Here is a 19,909-nt window from a genome sequence, read left to right as displayed (position 1 = left end):
CGGTTCAGCCTGCAGCCGGATCTTTCACCGCGGGATGATTCAGGGATCAGAGGCTCACCATGGACATTGCACCCGATATGGTTGCCAGTGACCAGAACGTGTGTGCTCCATATCTGGAGAAGCTGCCCATTACGGGTGCTGCGGTGTCCCTCTTCGGCGGCTCTGCCGCGGAGACCCTGGTCTCCGCCAGCGACGAACTCGCCGCCCGCCTGGACGAACTGCAGTTCAACCTTGGCGAAGGCCCGCGGTGGCGGGCCCACAAGACCCGCTTGCCCGTGCTGATCCCCGACGCACAGTCCACCGCCGACGACGAATGGCCCATGTTCCGGCAGGCGATCGCTGGGACGGACGCAGCCGCGCTGTTCGTTTTTCCACTCACAGTGGGCGCGATGGACCTCGGTGTTGTTGAGCTGTATCACGCCGTTTGTGGAAACCTGAATCGGTCGGACCAGTCGATGGCGGCCGTACTTGCCGGGCAGACTTCCTGGTACCTCCTGCGCAAGATCCTGAGCCTCAGCTCACCGGATACGGACCCGGCCCTGGAGCCGGCGCTTATGTCGCGCCGCGAGATTCACCAGGCCACCGGGATGGTCCTGGCGCAGTCCGGCGCTACGGCAGCGGAATCCTTGCTTTTGTTGCGGGCCTACGCTTTTGCCAATGACCTCACGTTGGGGGAGACAGCCGCCGCTGTGCTCGAAAGAAGGCTCAGCTTCGACACCGACAAGGGTGGGGCCAGCGGACCTGCCCTGCAGTAAAATAGGGCCATGGTAATCAGTACCCGCGCCGAGCGCGCCAGTGCGGCGTTCGTCAAGCTCACTGACACGCTGGTGGCCGACTACGACGTCGTGGATCTTCTGCATATCCTGGTTGAGGAATCCGTGGGTCTTCTTGACGTCGCAGCCGCGGGTCTGCTGCTTGCCGATCCCAGCGGAGAACTGCAGGTTGTCGCATCCACCAGCGAGCAGAGCCAACTCGTCGAGGTGCTCCAGCTTCAGGCCGGAGCCGGTCCCTGCGTTGAGTGCTACGTGACCGGGGCAGTAGTCTCAGTGGACGACATTGCGGGGCTTACCAAGTGGCTGGGCTTCCGCCAAGCCGCGCTGTCGCAGGGCTTCCGCTCTGTGCATGCGGTGCCCATGCGCATTCACGGCAGGATTATCGGGGCCATGGGTCTGTTCGGCGCCCAGGAGGGTTTCCTGACTGCAGAGGATGCCGCGATCGGCCAGGCGCTTGCCGACGTCGCCACCATCAGCCTTATGCAGGAACGCACCATCAGGGAAGCGGTACTGGTCAACGAGCAGCTGCAGCTGGCCTTGAACACCCGGGTGCTGATTGAGCAGGCCAAGGGCGTCATTGCGCACACTGCCGGAGTGGATATGGACGCAGCATTCAACCTGCTCCGGAACCATGCACGCGCCAACAGCCAGAGCCTGCATGCGACCGCCGGGCGCATTGTGGACCGCAGCCTCACGTTGTAAGGCCGGCCGTTACTGCGTTGATTCACCCCGCGGGTCGCGGTTGAGCATCAGCTGCTGCAGGAGGGCACGTTCGGGCTTGCCGGGGTTCTGGGCGACGCAGCGGCGCAACCGGGCCCGGGCAAGTTCCTCGCCGGGAGACGTTCCGCGGAGCACTTCATCAATGATTTCCTGGGCCTGCCACCGCAGGGATTCGCGGGCGAAGTGCCGGACTTCGGCGGACGCAGCGGTACTTTCTATCCACGGGTCGGTGTCGGCACACGGGATAAAATCGTACGTTCGCTCTGCTGACATCGGGGCCTCCTTGCACCAAGCCGACGGGGCCTTTCGGGGGTCCCCTCGGCGTCATAGCACTGCGTCTGGGAAAGACATTACAGCGAGTAAGACCGGTCTGTCTGCACCTGGGAGTAAACTATTCCTACGATGATTTCCAATGCAGACCACACTGCAGAACCCGCGCTGTCTCCTGCGGATTTACCCGCCGAGGCGGCAGTTCTTCGCGCCGACTCCCGGGGCCGGATCCTGGCTGTGGCTTATGAACTGTTTTCCCGCCGCGGTGTGCGGGACGTAGGCGTAAATGAACTGATCGACCGCTCCGGCGTGGCCAAGGCAACGTTCTACCGGCATTTCCCGTCCAAGGACGCGCTGGTTCTGGCGTTCCTGGAGCAGCGGGACCAGTTATGGACGGTCGATTCCATCGTTGGCCAGGCCAAACTGCGCGGCACTACCCCCACTGAACAGCTCCTGGCCATCTTCGACGTCTTCGGCGACTGGTTCCTGCGCGACGACTTCGAGGCCTGCTCCTTCATCAACATCCTGCTGGAAATGGGCCCGGCCCATCCCCTGGGCCAGGCCAGCATCGACTACCTGGCCAGGATCAGGGGCCATGTGCAGGACCTCGCGGAGCAGGCAGGGTTGGACCGCCCCGAGGATTTCGCCCGCTCCTGGCACATCCTTATGAAGGGGTCCATCGTCTCAGCCACCGAAGGGGACACCCAAGCGGCAAAGCGGGCCCAGCAGATGGCCGGCTGGCTGATCGAGCACCACCGCAGCTGACCACCCCGGCGGTCACTTAAGCCCCGGCGCGAACGGTCACTTAAGCCCCCTGCCCGCGAATGCTCCGTTCCCTCGATGCCGAGCGCCGGATTACAAGGAGTCAGCAGGAGCTCGGTTAACCCGCGGGAAAGAGCGTCCCGACGACTGCCCGCGTCAGATCGTGGATTATTTCGGTGCGTTCGGACTCGTCGGTGCTATCGGCGCCTTCCGTGAAGATCACCAGCGCATACGTTGTCCCGCCGTGTTCCAAGAGGGCTGCGTCATGGAGGTTTCCTCCAAGCTGGCCGTATTTGTGGTAGACGGTAATGCCGGGCCCCGAGGCGGCGGCGATAAGTTCCTCGTTGTTGGTTTCCTGCATGTACCCCAGCAACTGCGCGGTGTCATTGGGGTTAAGCAGCTGTCCGGAGTAAAGCTTCGTCAGGACCGGGGCCACTTCCCCGGGAGTCAGCCGGTTGTCTTCGGGATCGTAGGCGATGCCAATCGAGGCTGCGTACTGGATCAGCCGCTGGTAGCCGATCCTACCCATCAACAGGAGCCAGGAATCATTGTTGCTGCTGTTGATCATGGACTTGAGCTGGAAAGCAGCAGTGTAGTTCCCCAGCGTCTCATCGAGTCGCGCTTCACCGGCCGCCACAAGCCTGAGATAGGCCGCTGCGGTGATGAGCTTGGCAGTGCTGGCCGCAGTATAGGCCGCCGTGTCGCCAAAAGTGCGGACCGGTCCGCCCGCTGTATCCGCGACGGCCACGCCAACGCGGAAGCCGGAGACCCTGCTGATAATCCTCGCGACGCTTCCGTCCTCGGTGCCTGCACCAACCGCGGCCATGGCGCCAACCTCGGCGCCTGCACCAACCTCGGCCATGGCGCCAACCGGCCCGGTCCCGGCGAAGGCCGCATTCACGGTTCCAGTGACGCCCTCAGAGCGGACCACGGCCGAAGTGACGGCAGCCAGCAAAACCATCAAAGCGGCAGCCACCGAAAGAACCAGGGACAACGGGCTTCGGCCAGCGCCGTGGTAGTGGCGCCCTGCCGGATATGCGGGGGAGTACGCGTCCAACCGGGGCTCCTGCCTGACCGCCTGCGCGGTCGAACACCACTAGAGGCCCCAGCCCCGACTCATAACTCAGTGCGCTGATTAAACCACACCGGCCAGCCAAAACGACCGCTCAGAAAAATCCGTGCCGAAGAAAAATCCTGGTCGCCGGAATTACTCCGGCCGGTAGAGTGTTTGAATCTGCAGCGACGATGCTCGCGAGCCACTTCATTCTTACTCCCTGGGGGAACACCCATGTCTACAGAAGTCTCTTCGAACGCCTCCGGGCGGCCCGGGCCGGTTGCGGCGCCGAAGTCCTCCGTGCCGGAGAAGATGTCCCGCGAGTCGGTGACCATCATCGCCACCTTGCTCGTGGCGACCTTTGTGGTGATCCTGAACGAGACCATCATGAACGTTGCCCTGCAGCGGCTCATGGTTGACCTTGGCGTGGATGCGCCCACCGTTCAGTGGCTCTCCACCGGCTTTATGCTCACGATGGCCGTGGTCATCCCCACTACCGGGTTCATCCTGCAAAGCCTGTCCACGCGGGCCGTTTTTATGCTGGCTATGGGCCTGTTCGCCGGCGGCACCGCCCTGGCGGCAGTGGCTCCCGGCTTTGAGATCCTGCTCCTGGCCCGCATCGTCCAGGCGGGCGGCACTGCCATCATGCTGCCGCTGCTGATGACCACCATCCTCACGCTCGTCCCGATCGCCAAGCGCGGCGCCGTCATGGGCAACGTCAGCATCGCCATCTCCGTGGCGCCCGCGATGGGGCCCACCGTCTCCGGGCTGATCCTGGAGCACTTCACCTGGCGCTTTATGTTCGTCTTTGTCCTGCCGGTCGCCCTGGCCGCGTTGGCCATCGGCGCCAAGTACCTGACGAACGTGGGCGAAACCGAGAAGTCCAAGCTCGACTTCCTCTCCGTACTCCTCACTGTTCCTGCCTTCGGCGGCCTGGTGTACGGTCTCAGCCAGATCGGCGGCGGCCCCGGCGGCCAAAGCGGTCCGAGCACGGTGGCCATCGCCGCGCTGGTCATCGGCGTCGCCAGCCTGACGGTCTTTGTGCTCCGCCAGCTCCGGCTGCAGAAGGCCGAAGCCCCGCTGCTGGACCTCCGCGCCTTCAACTTCAGGATGTTCACGGTCTCCGTACTGCTGATGGTGGTGGCCATGATGGCGCTCTTCGGCGGCGTGATCCTGCTGCCGCTCTACCTGCAGGAAATCCGCGGCCTGGGGTCGCTGGAGACCGGGCTAGCGCTGCTTCCCGGTGGCCTGGCGATGGGCCTGCTGGGCCCGTTCATCGGCCGGCTGTTCGACAAAGTGGGCCCGCTGCCGCTCACCGTTAGTGGTTCCGTGCTCATGGTGCTGGCCCTGTGGCAGTTTTCAATGCTCGACGCCGGCACTCCGGTCTGGTGGATCGTCACCCTCCACGTGGGGCTCAGTTTCGGCCTGGCGCTGCTGTTTACGCCGGCATTTACCACCGGTCTGAACCCGCTGCCGCCGCATCTCTACTCGCATGGCTCGGCGATCATGAGCACGGCCCAGCAGGTAGCCGGTGCCGCCGGCACGGCGCTGCTGGTGTCCATCTTCGCCGTGGTCTCGGCCGCGTCCGGGCTCGTTGCCGGCATGAGCGCAGCGTTCCTGACGGCAACCGTCATAGCCCTCGCCGCCGTCGTGCTTTCCGCGATGATGCGCAAAACAGAAGGCGCCGCCCCGGGCCACGCCGCACACTAACAAATACCTCCGCCACCCATTAAGCGCGAACGGACACTTGAGGCCCTGTTTTCCAAGGAAAGCAGGGCCTCAACTGTACGTTCGCGCAGGAGTGGTGGGGCTTAAGTGTCCGTTCGCGCCGGGGCGGCGACGGCGCTAGCCGGCGAAGAAGTCGCTCAGCTCGGTGATGAGCTTGTCCGGTGCGCGGAGGACGCCGTCGTGGCCGGCCCCCTGCAGGATGGTGTAGCTGGAGCCGGACAGGACATCATGGATCTGGCCGCAGGCCACACCGAAGTACGCGGGGCTCTTTTCGCCCACAATAATCAGCGTTTCCAGGGGCAGTTCCAGGAACGGCTCGGCCGGCATGTCCGCTGCGATGATGGCCTTGATTTCCCGGACGCCAGTGCGCATCAGTTCACGCTGCTGCTTGCCTTCGGAAGTGCCCGCGGTGAGTTTGTTGGCCAGGGTCAGCATGGACAGCGGCATGCGGGATGAGAACGCTCCGCCCGCCTCAAGGCCGCGCTGCAGCACGGCCAGGGCGCGGTCGTCGTCCCCGGCGGCCGTGGCGCGTTCGTATTCAGCAGTCCAGTCGGCCTTCACGCTGTGGTTCACGGACACGGCAGGGTCATACACGGCCAGCCGCTCCACCGGAAGGGTCCGGGCGGCGTGCAGGGCCACCGCGCCGCCGAAGCTGTGGCCAAAGACGTCCGTGCTGGACGTGTGTTTCATAACGGCGGCCAGGTCCCGGATGTCCGCGTCCAGCGTGTAATCCTCGGCCTGCGGCGAGGACGAACCGCGGCCGCGGCGGTTGAACGTGTGCACGGGGCGGCCCAACGCGGCGCTGAGTTTCTGGGCGAACTTTGTGTAGTCGGCCGCGGTCACCATGGAGGCCGGGACCACAACCACGCCGGAACCGGCGGACGCCAGTCCAGCACCCGTGGAGAAGAGCTCCAGCGTGCCGCCGTCGGGGGTCTTGATGTTCTTGCTCGTCATGATCCGAGCCTAGCCGAGCAACCTGCGGAAAGCCTTAGCCCTTGAAGTATTCGGCGATGTCCGTGACAAGTTCCTTTACTGCGGCAGGAATGGAGCCGTGGAAGCCCTTGGGTGAGAGTTCGAACGTGCTCCCCGGGACGGCCGCATGAAGGCGCTGGGCTGTGACCTTGTAGTAGCTCGGGCTCCTGCCGCCCACCATAAAGTGCGTGTTGGCGGGAAGGACCGCGAAGTTCCTGACGTGCTCGGCTTCGTCGTACGCGGCGCGCAGTTCACCGACGCCGGTGGGCATCAGTTCCTTGAACATCCTGTTCACTTTGGTGCGGGACACCACGGCCATCAGCCCGGCCAGGACCGGCTCGGGGATCTTTGACAGTGCAGTGCCCGGCTGCATGCCTTTTTTCATCCGGGCCATGGCATGCCCCACCTTGCCCGCGTTCACTGCTTCTTCGAAATCGTCCAGCCACGACATGTCGATGCTGCCGTCGATGTTGACCGCAGCATCGTAGACCGCCAGCTTGTCCAATTCGTAGGGGGTGCCCGCGAACTCCTGGACGGCGTTCAGCGCCACCGACCCGCCCAGGCTGTGGCCCAGGACGTTGCGGGCGCCCGTCGCATCCATGACAGTACGGACATCGGCAATCTCCGTGGCCATGGAATAGTCGGTCGGCTGCTCGCTGGAGTTGCCCCTGCCGCGCCGGTCATAGACATCCACGGCCCACCCGTCGCCCAGCCCGTCGGCCAATGCCATCGAGAACGGCCGGTAGATCAGGGCGGTGAGGAACGCCCCGCCGATGACCACCACCCGGCGCTCACCCGGCGCATCCTCGGTTCCGTAGCTGTACAAAGCCAGCCTGCCGCCGTCGTGCGTGGGGACTTCCTGCTCTTTCACGCTACCCATCCTAGGCGCGCCCCCAGGAACCCCACCGGCAAAGCGACCTACCGGCGCCTCCCCAGCGTCCGGGCCTGGCCGTCGCTGCCGTTGATGAACCGGGCCATCCGCACGGCCAGGCCCTTGCCTGGGCGGATGGGTCCTTCGTGCAGCTGGCCGGGGACCACCTGGAAGTTGATGGATGGCACGGCGGCCGCCAGTTGGCGGCCTGTCTCGGCAAAGTAGGCCGGACTCCAGCCTCCGCTGAGCATCAGGACGGGGGTGGTGAGGGCGGTGAAATTCTCCAGTTCGGCGTCGGCGTCCAGTACGGCCCGCATTTCGGTGACGGCCGTGGGCAGCAGCTGCCGCATCTCCGCGCCCAGGTTGGTCCTGGCCGAGAGGATGCTCAGCATCCGCAGCGCGCCCAGCGGGAGGTAGGACAGCGGACCGGCCGTGGCCAGGCCCTGGACCAGGTGCGCCCAGGCGTGGTTGAGCTGGCCCGCCGTGACGGCATCCTCAAGCTCCGGACGCCAGCGGTGGCTCAGGTTTCCGGACAGCGACACCGCGGCGTCATAGGTCACCAGCCGGCCCACGGGCAGGGTCCGGGCCGCCTGCAGCGCCACGAAACCGCCGTAACTGTGGGCCACCAGGTCCGTGGAGCCCGTCCGCCCCATGACCGCCGCAAGGTCGCTGACCTCCGTCTGCACCGAATAATCCGCCGGCTGCGGGGCTGACCCCGCCCGGCCGCGCCGGTTGTAGCAGTGCACCGGCCGGCCCAGCAGGACGCTGAGCTTCCGGGCAAAAGGCCGGTAGAGGGCGTCGGTGACCAAAGTGCCGTGGATGAGTACGACGCCGGGAGGTCCCGCCGTCGTCGGGTGCAGCCCCGCGGGGGTGCGGAAGGAGTGCACGTCGAGGCGCCCGCCGTCCTCCGCTTCAACATTCCACGTCTCCACAGCCCGAGTCTATGCCTGGCGTCTGCCGGGAGCCGGCGGCGCGAACTCCCGGTAAACTTGGGGATTGTGACTTCCCAAAACACCCCCACCCCAAAAAATGCCCCAGAACCGATCGACGCCAGCGAGCAGATGCGCATCCGCATGGACAAGCGTGCAAAGCTGATCGAGCGCGGCACCGAGGCATATCCGGTGGGTGTGGAACGCACGCATTCGCTCACGGAGATCCGCGAAAAGTACGCGCACCTTGAGGCTGACGACACCACGGGCGACGTTGTAGGTGTCACCGGCCGCGTGGTTTTTGTGCGTAATACCGGCAAGCTCTGCTTCGCCACGCTCCAGGAAGGCGGCGTTGACGGCAAGGGCACCCGGCTCCAGGCGATGCTCAGCCTGGCCAACGTGGGCGAGGAAGCGCTCGCTGACTGGAAAGCGCTGGTGGACCTCGGCGACCACGTGTTCATCAAGGGCGAAGTGATTTCCTCCCGCCGCGGCGAGCTGTCCGTGATGGCCGAGTCCTGGTCCATGGCCTCCAAAGCGCTCCGTCCGTTGCCGGTGCTGCACGCGGAACTGAACGAGGAAACCCGCGTCCGCCAGCGCTACGTGGACCTGATGGTGCGCGACGAAGCCCGCGAAATGGTCTACACGCGCGCCGCGATTACCCGTTCCATCCGCGAGAGCCTCCACCGCCACAGCTACGTCGAAGTGGAAACCCCCATCCTGCAACTGGTCCACGGCGGCGCCCTGGCCCGCCCGTTCGAGACGCACATGAACGCGTTCGACCAGAAAATGACCCTCCGCATTGCCACCGAGCTTTACCTCAAGCGTGCTGTCGTGGGCGGGATCGACCGCGTCTACGACATGGGCCGCGTCTTCCGCAACGAGGGCGTGGACTCCACCCACAGCCCCGAATTCACCACCCTGGAGTGCTACGAAGCCTGGGCGGACCAGTTCGTCATGGCCGAGCGCATCAAGGAGATCATCCTCGACGCCGCTGACGCCGTGGGTGTGGGTCGAACCCTCCAGACCGAAGCCGGGGAAATCAACCTCGACGGCGACTGGGCCTGGGTTTCGGTTTACCCCGGACTGTCCGACGCCGTTGGCCAGGAAGTCACGCCGGACACTTCGCTGGAGGTGCTGCGCCAAATCGCAGAAAAGCACGAGGTCAAGGTGGACCCGAAGTGGGACGCCGAGAAACTGGCCGTGGAACTGTTCGGCGAAATTGTGGAGCCCACACTGCTGAACCCCACGTTTGTGTACGACTACCCGCCGTCTGCCCAGCCGCTGGCCCGCCCGCACCGGGAGGACGGCCGGCTGATCGAAGCTTGGGACCTCATCATCGGCGGCATGGAACGCGGCACGGCCTTCTCCGAGCTGATCGACCCCGTCATCCAGCGTGAGCGGCTGACCGAACAGTCGCGGCACGCTGCTGCGGGCGATGTCGAGGCCATGCAGCTGGACGAGGACTTCCTGCGGGCCCTCGAATACGGCGCGCCGCCCATGGGCGGCATCGGTCTGGGTATTGACCGGCTGGTTATGTTGTTCACCGGCGCCGGTATCCGCGAAACCATCCTTTTCCCGCTTCTGAAGCCCGAAGGCCACTAATCATGGAATATGTAGCCGTACTGCTGCCGTCGCTCGTGGTTGGCCTGCTTTTCTGGTTCGCCATGAAATCCATCTTCAATGCCGATAAGTCCGAGCGTAAGGCCGAAGCGCGGGCCCAGGCCGAGGCGGAATCGCGTTCCGCGGCGCCATTGAACGAACAGAACCCGGAAACGGACAAATAGCTCGAAAGAGCTTTCAGCGGGTTCCTGTGGATTTCCACAGGAACCATCCGACGCTTTGACGCGTTGCCATAAAGAGGTTCATACTTTTAATAGGAACATCCTCATTTTCTGACAACCGAACCCTTTCCAAGAGGAAGACATATTTAATGGCACAGAAAGTAAACATCATCCTCGTCGATGATCTGGATGGGGGATCTGCGGACGAGAACGTCCGTTTTGGCCTCGATGGGGTCAGCTACGAAATCGATCTGTCCTCGGCGAACGCGGCCGAGCTCCGTTCTGCCTTGGAGCGCTTTGTTGCCGCCGGGCGCAAGACCTCGGCCGGCAGAGCCACCCGCACCAAAGCGGTGGTAGGCCCCCGTACCAACGACTCCGCGCAGATCCGTCAATGGGCGCGGGATAACGGCTACACGGTTAACAGCCGCGGCCGAATTCAGGCTGAAATCCAGGAAGCCTACCAAAAGGCAAATTCCTGACCTGCGCCTCTCCGACGGCGTATTATGCCCTGTCTTCACCTTCGGGTGGGGGCAGGGTTTTTTGATGCCAATTGTGAATGCGCAAAGACGGACTTGAGTATGCGCAAAATCCTTGCTGGCTAACGGCCTCCGGGCGTACCGTTGGGCTAATCGTCGCGCAATTTCCTTGGGATGAGCCGGCGATTCGGTTTGAGCCTTCGGTCTGGGACGCCCGCTCGAATTAGCCCACTCGAATGTATACGCGGCGGGAGCCTGGAATGTCTGGAATTAGCGGGTCTCGGCGATTTACGGCAGTCCTGGCGACGCTGATTCTGCTGCTGGCTGTGCCTCTCGGCGCTCCGGCATTCGCGGATGATGAAGTGCGCCTAAGCGTCGTCCTGGATTCGACGGAGCTCCTGGCCAGCATCAATGCGAGTCCGGGCTCCGCAATTGCCACCGACGTCACCTTTGAGGTCTTCAACGCCATTGATGGCGGCCTTGTGCTTGCGATCCCGCAAACGGCAAGTTCGGGCGTGGCAAGCACGTCGTTCGATCTGACGGATGGAACTTACAAGATCAGGGCCACCGCCGCAGGGTTCCTTGAAAGCTGGTACACAGCATCTTCAGGCCGCGATGACGGCGCTTTCGCGGAATTGCTTGGCTACCAGGACAGGGACACGTTCGCAACGGCGGATGAGATTGTGGTGGGCTCCGTTACCGGCACCTCAAGCTGGAATTCCGAGAGTTGGACGGTGCTGCATCGCACATCGTCTTCCATCTCCGGGGCTGTGGCAAAGGACTTTTCGGTGGCGGAAGAATCCATGCTGGCAAACGTGAGTGTTGAGCTCCACGACGAGGCCGCGACTGATCCTGACACCCAGCCGGCCTCCACAACGCACACCGACCTGAACGGCTACTATACTTTCCTGGACGTGGCACCTGGAGCCTACAAAGTTCGCTTCCAACACGAGGGAGTGGAGCGCTGGTGGCCCGAAACGCCTAACCGGGCCGAGGCTGAGCCCATCAACCTAACCGGCGCCAATAACTTCAACCTCGCCTACGCAATTTTCCTGGCCACTCCGGCAGTAATTGATCCGATACATATCCTGGCCCTCGCCGGTGAGCCTGCCGTCGGCGCCACCCTGACAGCGTCACCTGACGGCGTCGGAGTTGGTTGGGCCAACGAGGATTGCCTGCAGCGGTACAGCTGGTTTGTTGGCGCTGAAGAGGTTTCGGGCGCCTTTGGCCCAACGTTTGTGGTGCCCCTCGCCGCCGGCGGGAAATCAGTGACCGCGCGCTTGGACATCGCCGGCGTCGGCTGTACCTACACGACGATGGAGAGCAACGCCGTGGGGCCGGTGGACCCGAGCCTCACCATCTTTGGAACGGACGTCGTCGTGGCGCCCGTGGATAACGACGGAAGGACCGATGTAGCCCTGAAGTTCGCTGACGTGGGAACGCCCGGCATCACCACTGTCACGCGGCTCGGGTCCGGAGATGCCTACCCCGACGGCGGATTCTCCTCGCTCACGAACCCTCCGCTGTACTACGACATCGAAACCACCGCGGTCTTCAGCCCAGCGCTCGGGGTCCTGGTCTGCATCACTTTCGACACCTCTGCCATGACAGAAGAGCAGGCCGCAGGACAGCATCTGTACCACTACGTGGGTGGGGCCTGGGCTGACATCACTGATACCGCACTCAGCGGAACTGGCAAGGTGTGCGGCCGGACCACTTCCTTCTCACCATTCGCCGTCGGCCAGCCGCATTGGCCGTTCCGTGGGTTCCTGCAGCCGGTGGATAACGGCGGCGCCTTGAACTCGATGAAGGCGGGCGCCGCGGTTCCCATTAAGTTCGGGCTTGGCGGGAACCGGGGGCTGGGCATCCTGGCGGCGGGAGCGCCGTCGTCGTCCGTCATTGCGTGCCCGGGTGGCACGGCACTGGATGACATCGAACAGACTGTCGCGGCAGGAAGCAGTTCGCTGAGCTACGCGGCCGGCTCCGATACGTACACGTACGTGTGGAAAACCCAGAAGGCCTGGGCGGGAACGTGCCGGCAGTTCACTCTGGGATTGAATGACGGAACAACTCACACGGCGCTGTTCGACTTCCGGAAATAGCACGCTGGTGCAGTCTCACGGCTGACGCAAGGCTGCCCAGCCAACACTGAGCGCGACCAGCGCGGCCAGAGACAGCCAGGTGCGGTGGATGTTCCACCGGGCCCACCGGCGTTCGAACGATTTTCTGGCGGCCGCGGCATCTCCAGACGCGGCCGCCAGGTCCAGAGCGTTATTCAAGGGGATATTCGCGGCGAAGGTGATGACCAGGGTGGCCGTGTAGCAGGCCAGCGAAACAGAGAGGGGGAGTGCGCTAGCAAGCCCGTCGGCCCACGAAAAGGCTGCCGAGCCCGCCAATGCGAGGAAGGCACCGACGAAGCTAAGCGCGAACACCGGATTCTGGATGGCGGCGTTGATCCCGGACATGGTACCGACAAATGTCCCATCATCGGTGGCGCGCAGCCCCGGCATCACCGAGCAGGCGTAGGAGTAGTAGAGCCCGCCGATCCCGGCGAGGGCTACGGTCGCGGCGGTCATGAGCACGGTGATGACTTCGATGACGTTCTCCTAGCTTGAGGTTCTTGCATTGATCCAAGCGGTGCAGGGTGACGGGAGGTTGAACACGTCATGTTTCCCCTGTGGCGAACACGCTCCCCAAGAGTGGGTCTGCCACGTAGCATCAAAGTACGTCGTAGCTAGGAGTGTGGCGAAAATGTTTGAGCGATTTACGGACCGTGCCCGTCGCGTAGTTGTGCTTGCCCAAGAAGAGGCACGCATGCTGAACCACAATTACATTGGTACCGAACACATCCTCTTGGGTCTGATCCACGAAGGTGAGGGCGTTGCCGCCAAAGCTCTTGAGTCCTTGAGCATTTCGCTCGACGGCGTGCGCGAGCAGGTACAGGAGATCATCGGCCAGGGCCAGCAGGCCCCGTCCGGCCACATCCCCTTCACCCCGCGCGCCAAGAAGGTGCTGGAACTTTCCCTGCGGGAAGCCTTGCAGCTGGGCCACAACTACATCGGCACGGAGCACATCCTGCTGGGCCTTATCCGTGAGGGTGAAGGTGTTGCCGCCCAGGTGCTGGTCAAGCTCGGCGCAGACCTCAACCGGGTCCGCCAGCAGGTCATCCAGCTCCTCTCCGGCTACCAGGGCAAGGAAACCACCGGCGCAGGCGTCGGACCGGGCCAGCCCGAGGGCACGCCAGCCGGCTCCGTAGTCCTGGACCAGTTCGGACGCAACCTCACCCAGGCTGCGCGCGAGAACAAGCTGGACCCGGTGATCGGACGCGAATCCGAAATGGAACGCGTTATGCAGGTCCTTTCGCGCCGCACCAAGAACAACCCCGTCCTGATCGGTGAGCCCGGCGTCGGCAAGACCGCCGTCGTCGAAGGCCTCGCCCAGGCGATTGTCCGCGGCGATGTCCCGGAAACCATCAAGGACAAGCAGCTGTACACCCTGGACCTCGGTTCCCTGGTGGCCGGCTCCCGGTACCGCGGTGACTTCGAAGAGCGCCTGAAGAAGGTCCTCAAGGAAATCCGTACCCGCGGCGACATCATCCTCTTCATCGACGAAATCCACACGCTTGTGGGTGCCGGCGCTGCTGAAGGTGCTATCGATGCTGCGTCCATCCTGAAGCCCATGCTGGCCCGCGGTGAACTGCAGACCATCGGTGCAACCACCCTGGATGAGTACCGCAAGCACATCGAGAAGGACGCCGCGCTCGAGCGCCGCTTCCAGCCGATCCAGGTCAAGGAGCCCTCCGTCGCGCACGCGATCGAGATCCTCAAGGGCCTGCGTGACCGCTACGAGGCGCACCACCGCGTCACCATCACCGACGGCGCCCTCGCCTCGGCGGCGAATCTTTCCGAACGCTACATCTCGGACCGCTTCCTGCCGGACAAGGCGATCGACCTGATCGACGAGGCCGGCGCCCGGCTGCGTATCCGGCGGATGACCGCCCCGCCGGAGCTGAAGGCCATGGACGAGCGTATCGCCAAGCTCAAGATGGAGAAGGAATCAGCCATCGACGCGCAGGACTTCGAAGGCGCCGCTTCGCTCCGCGACAAGGAGCAGAAGCTCATCACCGAGCGCTCCGAGAAGGAACGCCACTGGAAGTCCGGCGGCATGGACGATATCTCCGAGGTGGATGAGGATCTCATCGCCGAAGTGTTGGCCAACTCCACCGGCATCCCGGTCTTCAAGCTGACCGAGGAAGAGTCCTCGCGCCTGCTGAAGATGGAAGACGAACTGCACAAGCGTGTGGTGGGCCAGAACGAGGCCATCAGGTCCCTGTCGCAGGCGATCCGTCGCACCCGTGCCGGCCTGAAGGACCCGAAGCGTCCGGGCGGCTCGTTCATCTTCGCCGGCCCTACCGGCGTCGGCAAGACCGAGCTGGCCAAGGCCCTGGCCGAATTCCTGTTCGGTGACGAGGACGCCCTCATCACGCTGGACATGTCCGAGTACTCGGAGAAGCACACGGTGTCGCGGCTCTTCGGTGCCCCTCCGGGCTACGTCGGCTACGAAGAGGGTGGCCAGCTCACCGAGAAGGTCCGCCGTCGTCCGTTCTCCGTGGTCCTGTTCGACGAAGTGGAGAAGGCGCACGCTGACCTCTTCAACTCACTCCTGCAGATCCTGGAAGACGGCCGCCTGACCGACTCCCAGGGCCGCGTGGTGGACTTCAAGAACACCGTGATTATCATGACCACCAACCTGGGCACCCGGGACATCTCCAAGAGCGTTGCCACCGGCTTCCAGTCCGGCACGGACACGCAGACCGGCTACAACCGGATGCGCGCCCGTGTGACGGAAGAGCTCAAGCAGCACTTCCGTCCGGAGTTCCTGAACCGTGTGGATGACGTTGTGGTGTTCCCGCAGCTCACCCAGGACGAGATCATCGAGATCGTGGACATGTTTGTTGGCCGCCTGGAGAAGCGCCTCAAGGACAAGGACATGGGCATCGAGCTCACCACCGCGGCCAAGGTGCTCCTGGCGACCCGCGGCTACGATCCCGCCATGGGTGCCCGGCCGCTGCGCCGCACCATCCAGCGCGAGATCGAGGACCAGCTCTCCGAGAAGATCCTGTTCGGCGAGCTCCACGCCGGCGACATCGTTGTAGTGGACGTGGATGGCGAAGGCGACGACGCCAAGTTCACGTTCGCCGGCAACGCCAAGCCGCGCATCCCGGAGATCGCCCCCAGCGTCTAAGGCAAGACAGCCAGGCCCCGCCACTCCCCACAAGGAAGCGGCGGGGCCTTCGCCTTGCCCTTTTCGAGCCAGTGGTGAGTCCGGCGACTTGGCGAGCGGCCAGCGAAGCGAGCGTGCCGGGGTCATTTGTGTAGCTTGCGTCAGAGCGACGAAGGAGCAGCAAGCGGCAAATGGCGCCGGTACGGGAGCGCCCCAAGCCCGTACCGGAGCGCCACAGGCCGGCCTGTCGCCACCGTAGGATTGTGGAGTGACCGACTCTGACTCCTTCCATATCCGTTCTGCACGTACCAGTGACGTGGCCGCCATCAAGAGACTGGTGGCGCCGCTGGCGGAGCAACGGATCCTCATGGCGAAAGAGACGGTTGCCTATTACGAGAGCCTCCAGGAATTCCGGATCGCAGAAGCCGACGACGGCGAAGTCATCGGCTGCGGGGCCCTACACGTTATGTGGGAGGACCTCGCCGAAGTCCGCACGCTGGCCGCATCGGACGCGTGGCGCGGCAAAGGCGTAGGGCACGTGCTGGTTGAAAGCCTGCTGGACGAGGCCCGTGAACTGGGTGTGGCCCGGGTCTTCTGCCTTACGTTCGAGGTGGATTTTTTCAAGCGCCACGGCTTCGAGGTCATGGCCGACCAGACAGCCGTGGACCCGGTGGTCTACTCCGAGCTGCTGCGCTCCCATGACGAAGGCGTTGCCGAGTTCCTGGACCTGGCGCGGGTCAAGCCCAACACCCTGGGCAATACCCGCATGATCAAGACCCTGTAGACACCCCCAATCACCCTGCCGCGGGCAATAGCGGCAAGAAGTCACCCTGTGACATAAATAGCTTTATGTCGAATCGATGGATAAACTGTCAGGGTTGCAGTGTGGGGCCTGCCGTAAGGGACAGTCATTGGGGGCTGTCCCTTACCGCTTCCGCCGCATCGCCGCATCGCCGCGGGCTACCGGACTTCAGGCGGCGGTAGTAGGGTCAAAGTGCATCCTCCAGGAAGCACCCACACCCCAGGAGTTCTGCCATGAAAAAGCTCATCAATGATCCCCGTTCCGTGGTTGACGAATCCGTCGAGGGATTCGGTCTGGCCCACGCGGGACTCGTCACCGTCACCGCCGATCCGAAGTACGTCACGCGCAAAGACGCGCCGGTGGCGGGGAAGGTCGGACTCGTTTCCGGCGGGGGAAGCGGCCACGAGCCACTCCACGCCGGGTTTGTCGGGCTGGGAATGCTCGACGCCGCCGTGCCGGGGGCGGTGTTCACCTCGCCGACGCCGGACCAGATTCTTCCGGCGACGCTCGCCGTTAACTCGGGTGCCGGCGTCGTCCATATCGTGAAGAACTACACCGGCGACGTCCTGAACTTTGAGACCGCAGCGGAGCTGGCGCAGGCCGAAGGTGTGGACATCCGCACGGTCCTGGTCAATGACGACGTCGCGGTGGAGGACTCCCTGTATACCGCAGGCCGCCGCGGAGTGGGCGGCACCGTTCTGGTGGAGAAAATCGCCGGCGCCGCGGCTGAGCGGGGCGATAGCCTCGATGCCGTGGCCGCGATCGGTGACCGCGTCAACAGCAACGTCCGCACCATGGGGGTTGCGCTGTCCGCGTGCACAGTACCGCATGCGGGAACGCCCAGTTTCGACCTGGCGGATGATGAGATCGAGATCGGCATCGGCATCCATGGCGAGCCCGGCCGGCACAAAATACCGATGGAGAACGCTGACGGCATCACCGACCGCCTGCTGGACCCGGTCCTCAGCGACCTGGGCATCACCGGGGGAGAGAAAGTCCTGCTGTTCGTCAACGGCATGGGCGGCACCCCCCTGAGCGAGCTGTACATCGTCTACCGCCGCGCTGCCCAGGTGATCGCACAACGTGGAGCCGCCGTCGAACGCTCGCTGGTAGGGAACTACATCACGTCCTTGGAAATGCAGGGCTGCTCCATCTCGGTGCTCCGGCTGGACGATGAACTGACGCAGCTGTGGGACGCTCCGGTACTCACTGCAGCCCTGCGTTGGGGCGTGTAACCGTGGTGCTGGACGTGACGTGGGCCGTCAGATGGCTGACTCTCTGCGCCCAGGCCATGGCGGAAAACCGGGTGTGGCTAATCGAACTCGACCGTGCGATCGGGGACTCGGACCACGGCGAGAACATGGACCGCGGCTTCCAGGCCGTGCTGGAGAAACTGGCCGAAGCGCGGCCGGAGACCCCCGGCGCCGCCCTGAAACTGACTGCGATGACCTTGATGTCCAAGGTGGGTGGCGCCGCAGGTCCCTTGTACGGAACCGCGTTCCTGCGCGCCTCCACCGCGTTGGGCGACGCCGCCGAGATTGATCCGGGGCGCCTTGCCGATGCGCTTGTGGCTGCCCGTGACGGGATCGTGGCCAGGGGCAAGGCCGAGTCCGGCGACAAGACCATGGTTGATGCCTGGACCCCCGCCGCGGAGGCGGCGCAGGCCGCTGCGGCGGACGGCGCAGGCACCGTCCTTGGAGTTCTGGTCGCAGCCGCTGAGGCGGCTGAGGCCGGCGCCGTGGCCACCGAGCCCCTGGTCGCCCGCAAGGGCCGCGCCAGTTATCTGGGGGAGCGGAGCGCGGGCCACCGCGATCCGGGGGCCGCCTCCAGCGCCCTTATTCTGCGGGCCGCCGTGGGGGCCGCAGCATGACGGTGCGCCTGGTGGTGGTGTCCCATAGCGAAAAAATAGCCGACGGCGCCGTGGAGCTTGCCGCCCAGATGGCGCCCGACGTCGTCATCCTCGCCGCCGGGGGCACCGCCGACGGCAGGATCGGAACGAGCCTGGAAAAAGTCATGTCTGCCCTGGACAAGGCGGCCGGCGGCTATGGCGTGGTGGTCCTGACGGACCTGGGATCTGCAGTGATGACGGCGGAATCGGCACTGGAGCTCGTGGAGGAGCCGGCCGGTGTGCTCCTGGCGGACGCGCCCCTGGTGGAAGGCCTCGTGGCTGCTGCCGTGGCCGCACAGGGCGGCGCCGACGTCAAGGCAGTCAAACGTGCCGCCGAAGCGGTCTACGGATTGGGCCCGGAAGTGGCGGCTGCTTCGCGGGTGCTCGCCGAAAGCACCGTGGCTGAAGGGTCCGTCACCGGTTCAGGGCCGGACTTCACCGGCGACTTCGAACTGGTGAATGAGGCCGGCATGCACGCCCGTCCGGCCGCCAAGATCGCGGGCGGTCTGGCGTCCCTCAACGCCGAGGTCACGGTCAACGGGGTGGATGGCGCGTCAATGACATCCCTGATGACCCTGGCGGCAGGCAAGGGATCCTTGCTCCATATCGAGGCTTGGGGGCCCGACGCCGAGCGTGCCCTGAACTACGTCGGCGGCCTGGTGCAGGCAGGCTTCGGCGAGCCGTAGGCCGTGGCCTGAGTTGCCTATTTGACTTGGCTGTTGCGGCCCAGACTAAAGGACCGCTTGTCCACGAGCAGGTACGTGCCGGCTCCCATCAGCAGGAATCCGCCGACGCCGACCGCGATGATCTGCGTGCTGACCCCGGCTATGAGCAACACCAGCCCGAGCAGGCATGCGATGGCACCGAGGTAGATACGGCGCCCAAACCTGAGGCCCACGGAGCCGGTCGAGAGTTCCTCGGCGAGCCTCGGATCCTCTGCGGTCAGGCCAGATTCCAGCTCCTCGAGCTGTTTCCGCTCCCTATCTGAAAGTGGCATCCTTACCCCTTCCCGGCGGGGAACCTGTGCTAAATCCAACGTTGCCGATGCTGGTAATACAGACCGTAGAAGTGTCCTGAGTGGAAGTCAAGGGCGGGGTTTGGCGGGGCTTATTTGTCGCCAGCGAGGGCGGTCAAACGGCTTGCCGCAGTCCCTCGGCGTCGAGAATCACCGAAGCCGTGACGAACCTCCCGCAATGCTCACCGTAGGGATTGGCGCCGCGGGGCCGGAAATCCAGGGTGCGCACAGGGAGGGCCGATCCGCCGGGAGAAGTACCCGTGGCCGTCAGCGCCATCGGGGCTTCCGTGAGGGACTCGAGCATCAGCATCCCGATCATGGTCCCGTCCGGGGAAGCGGTGGCGGAGCAGGCGCCGTCTGGTGTGCAGCCCTGGTCAATCGAGGCAGTGCCGGGAGAAAGTTCGACGGGGGCTTCCTTGCAGACGCCGTCCTGGCAGGCCTTGAGCCGCAACGATCCCACGTGCGCCACGTACTCCCGGGCCACGGTCACCGAGACCACTGACGCCTGGGCAATCATCGGGCACGGCGGCGGGACGGGGTAGTAGTAGTAGCAACCGGAGGTGAGAACCGCCGTCGTCATCAATGCCAGAAGTACACCGGGCTTGCCCATACTTCAGCGTAAATCCGGAGCCGGAAGCCGGCACT

Annotated in this window: 21 protein-coding genes; 13 read left to right on the top strand and 8 right to left on the bottom strand. The window is 64.4% G+C overall.

The annotated features are described in order from the left end of the window. Nucleotides 1-59 precede the first annotated feature (59 nt). On the top strand, nt 60-755 hold the full coding sequence (locus CXR02_RS00240) for a GAF and ANTAR domain-containing protein (RefSeq protein ID WP_104060162.1): 696 nt from the start codon (nt 60-62) through the stop codon (nt 753-755). A gap of 9 nt (nt 756-764) precedes the next feature. Beyond that, on the top strand, nt 765-1,475 hold the full coding sequence (locus CXR02_RS00235) for a GAF and ANTAR domain-containing protein (protein WP_104060161.1): 711 nt from the start codon (nt 765-767) through the stop codon (nt 1,473-1,475). Between the two features lie 9 nt (nt 1,476-1,484). Here the strand turns inward: CXR02_RS00235 and CXR02_RS00230 are convergent, their stop codons facing one another. Beyond that, entirely contained in the window at nt 1,485-1,766 is a 282-nt protein-coding gene (locus CXR02_RS00230) for a hypothetical protein (protein ID WP_104060160.1), read from the bottom strand. Nucleotides 1,767-1,895: 129 nt separating this feature from the next. On the opposite strand from CXR02_RS00230, the gene CXR02_RS00225 reads away from it, so the two are divergent. Further along, on the top strand, nt 1,896-2,528 hold the full coding sequence (locus tag CXR02_RS00225) for a TetR/AcrR family transcriptional regulator (protein WP_104060159.1): 633 nt from the start codon (nt 1,896-1,898) through the stop codon (nt 2,526-2,528). 115 nt (nt 2,529-2,643) lie between these two features. Here CXR02_RS00225 and CXR02_RS00220 read toward each other — a convergent pair whose 3' ends face one another. Continuing rightward, a complete protein-coding gene (locus CXR02_RS00220) occupies nt 2,644-3,582 on the bottom strand; it encodes a class A beta-lactamase-related serine hydrolase (protein WP_258060642.1) in 939 nt (312 codons plus the stop codon). A 231-nt stretch (nt 3,583-3,813) separates the two neighbouring features. On the opposite strand from CXR02_RS00220, the gene CXR02_RS00215 reads away from it, so the two are divergent. Next, nucleotides 3,814-5,289 carry an MDR family MFS transporter gene (locus CXR02_RS00215; RefSeq protein WP_104060158.1) on the top strand — a complete coding sequence of 492 codons (1,476 nt, stop codon included), beginning with the start codon at nt 3,814-3,816 and terminating at the stop codon, nt 5,287-5,289. A gap of 135 nt (nt 5,290-5,424) precedes the next feature. On the opposite strand, the gene CXR02_RS00210 is transcribed toward CXR02_RS00215, so the two are convergent. Genes CXR02_RS00210 through CXR02_RS00200 form a run of 3 tightly spaced genes read right to left on the bottom strand, consistent with a single transcriptional unit; the run spans nt 5,425 to nt 8,082 of the window. Then, complete coding sequence (locus CXR02_RS00210) at nt 5,425-6,261, bottom strand: alpha/beta fold hydrolase (RefSeq protein WP_104060157.1); 837 nt, start codon at nt 6,259-6,261, stop codon at nt 5,425-5,427. A gap of 34 nt (nt 6,262-6,295) precedes the next feature. Then, nucleotides 6,296-7,150 carry an alpha/beta fold hydrolase gene (locus tag CXR02_RS00205; protein ID WP_104060156.1) on the bottom strand — a complete coding sequence of 285 codons (855 nt, stop codon included), beginning with the start codon at nt 7,148-7,150 and terminating at the stop codon, nt 6,296-6,298. A 47-nt stretch (nt 7,151-7,197) separates the two neighbouring features. Continuing rightward, on the bottom strand, nt 7,198-8,082 hold the full coding sequence (locus CXR02_RS00200; protein WP_104060155.1) for an alpha/beta fold hydrolase: 885 nt from the start codon (nt 8,080-8,082) through the stop codon (nt 7,198-7,200). A 66-nt stretch (nt 8,083-8,148) separates the two neighbouring features. On the opposite strand from CXR02_RS00200, the gene lysS reads away from it, so the two are divergent. The 4 genes from lysS to CXR02_RS00180 all read left to right on the top strand — a co-directional run bounded on the left by lysS (nt 8,149) and on the right by CXR02_RS00180 (nt 12,438). Then, the gene (gene lysS / locus CXR02_RS00195) at nt 8,149-9,681 is read left to right on the top strand and encodes a lysine--tRNA ligase (protein WP_104060368.1); all 1,533 of its coding nucleotides are present in this window, start codon (nt 8,149-8,151) and stop codon (nt 9,679-9,681) included. Nucleotides 9,682-9,683: 2 nt separating this feature from the next. Then, nucleotides 9,684-9,863, top strand: a complete 180-nt coding sequence (locus CXR02_RS00190; protein WP_058930387.1) for a hypothetical protein — start codon at nt 9,684-9,686, stop codon at nt 9,861-9,863. 146 nt (nt 9,864-10,009) lie between these two features. Further along, nucleotides 10,010-10,339, top strand: a complete 330-nt coding sequence (locus CXR02_RS00185; RefSeq protein ID WP_104060154.1) for an Lsr2 family protein — start codon at nt 10,010-10,012, stop codon at nt 10,337-10,339. Between the two features lie 257 nt (nt 10,340-10,596). Continuing rightward, entirely contained in the window at nt 10,597-12,438 is a 1,842-nt protein-coding gene (locus CXR02_RS00180) for a PxKF domain-containing protein (protein ID WP_181037082.1), read from the top strand. Nucleotides 12,439-12,453: 15 nt separating this feature from the next. Here the strand turns inward: CXR02_RS00180 and CXR02_RS00175 are convergent, their stop codons facing one another. Continuing rightward, nucleotides 12,454-12,912: a DUF1772 domain-containing protein gene (locus tag CXR02_RS00175; RefSeq protein WP_104060152.1), complete on the bottom strand. Its 459-nt coding sequence runs from the start codon at nt 12,910-12,912 to the stop codon at nt 12,454-12,456. Nucleotides 12,913-13,087: 175 nt separating this feature from the next. Between CXR02_RS00175 and CXR02_RS00170 the strand changes: the two genes are divergently transcribed. The 5 genes from CXR02_RS00170 (at nt 13,088) to dhaM (ending at nt 18,935) form a co-directional block, all read left to right on the top strand. Further along, nucleotides 13,088-15,580, top strand: a complete 2,493-nt coding sequence (locus tag CXR02_RS00170; protein ID WP_104060151.1) for an ATP-dependent Clp protease ATP-binding subunit — start codon at nt 13,088-13,090, stop codon at nt 15,578-15,580. A gap of 247 nt (nt 15,581-15,827) precedes the next feature. Next, nucleotides 15,828-16,343 (top strand): amino-acid N-acetyltransferase, encoded by a 516-nt coding sequence (locus CXR02_RS00165; RefSeq protein ID WP_104060150.1) that lies wholly within the window; start codon nt 15,828-15,830, stop codon nt 16,341-16,343. Nucleotides 16,344-16,594: 251 nt separating this feature from the next. After that, nucleotides 16,595-17,596, top strand: coding sequence for a dihydroxyacetone kinase subunit DhaK (gene dhaK / locus CXR02_RS00160; RefSeq protein WP_104060149.1), 1,002 nt, complete (start codon nt 16,595-16,597; stop codon nt 17,594-17,596). 2 nt (nt 17,597-17,598) lie between these two features. Next, complete coding sequence (dhaL, locus tag CXR02_RS00155) at nt 17,599-18,231, top strand: dihydroxyacetone kinase subunit DhaL (protein ID WP_104060148.1); 633 nt, start codon at nt 17,599-17,601, stop codon at nt 18,229-18,231. Next, on the top strand, nt 18,228-18,935 hold the full coding sequence (dhaM, locus tag CXR02_RS00150) for a dihydroxyacetone kinase phosphoryl donor subunit DhaM (RefSeq protein ID WP_104060147.1): 708 nt from the start codon (nt 18,228-18,230) through the stop codon (nt 18,933-18,935). The genes dhaL and dhaM overlap by 4 nt, the downstream gene beginning before the upstream one ends. A 17-nt stretch (nt 18,936-18,952) precedes the next feature. On the opposite strand, the gene CXR02_RS00145 is transcribed toward dhaM, so the two are convergent. Together CXR02_RS00145 and CXR02_RS00140 are read right to left on the bottom strand one after the other, a co-directional pair. After that, complete coding sequence (locus CXR02_RS00145) at nt 18,953-19,246, bottom strand: DUF3040 domain-containing protein (protein ID WP_104060146.1); 294 nt, start codon at nt 19,244-19,246, stop codon at nt 18,953-18,955. 133 nt (nt 19,247-19,379) lie between these two features. Then, nucleotides 19,380-19,874 carry a hypothetical protein gene (locus CXR02_RS00140; protein ID WP_104060145.1) on the bottom strand — a complete coding sequence of 165 codons (495 nt, stop codon included), beginning with the start codon at nt 19,872-19,874 and terminating at the stop codon, nt 19,380-19,382. Between the last annotated feature and the right edge of the window lie 35 nt (nt 19,875-19,909).

Source organism: Arthrobacter sp. 4R501 (genome assembly GCF_002929755.1).
Classification (GTDB): Bacteria; Actinomycetota; Actinomycetes; order Actinomycetales; family Micrococcaceae; genus Arthrobacter.
Note: the sequence above shows the minus strand (reverse complement) of the source record. Positions and strands in the feature narration are given on the sequence as shown.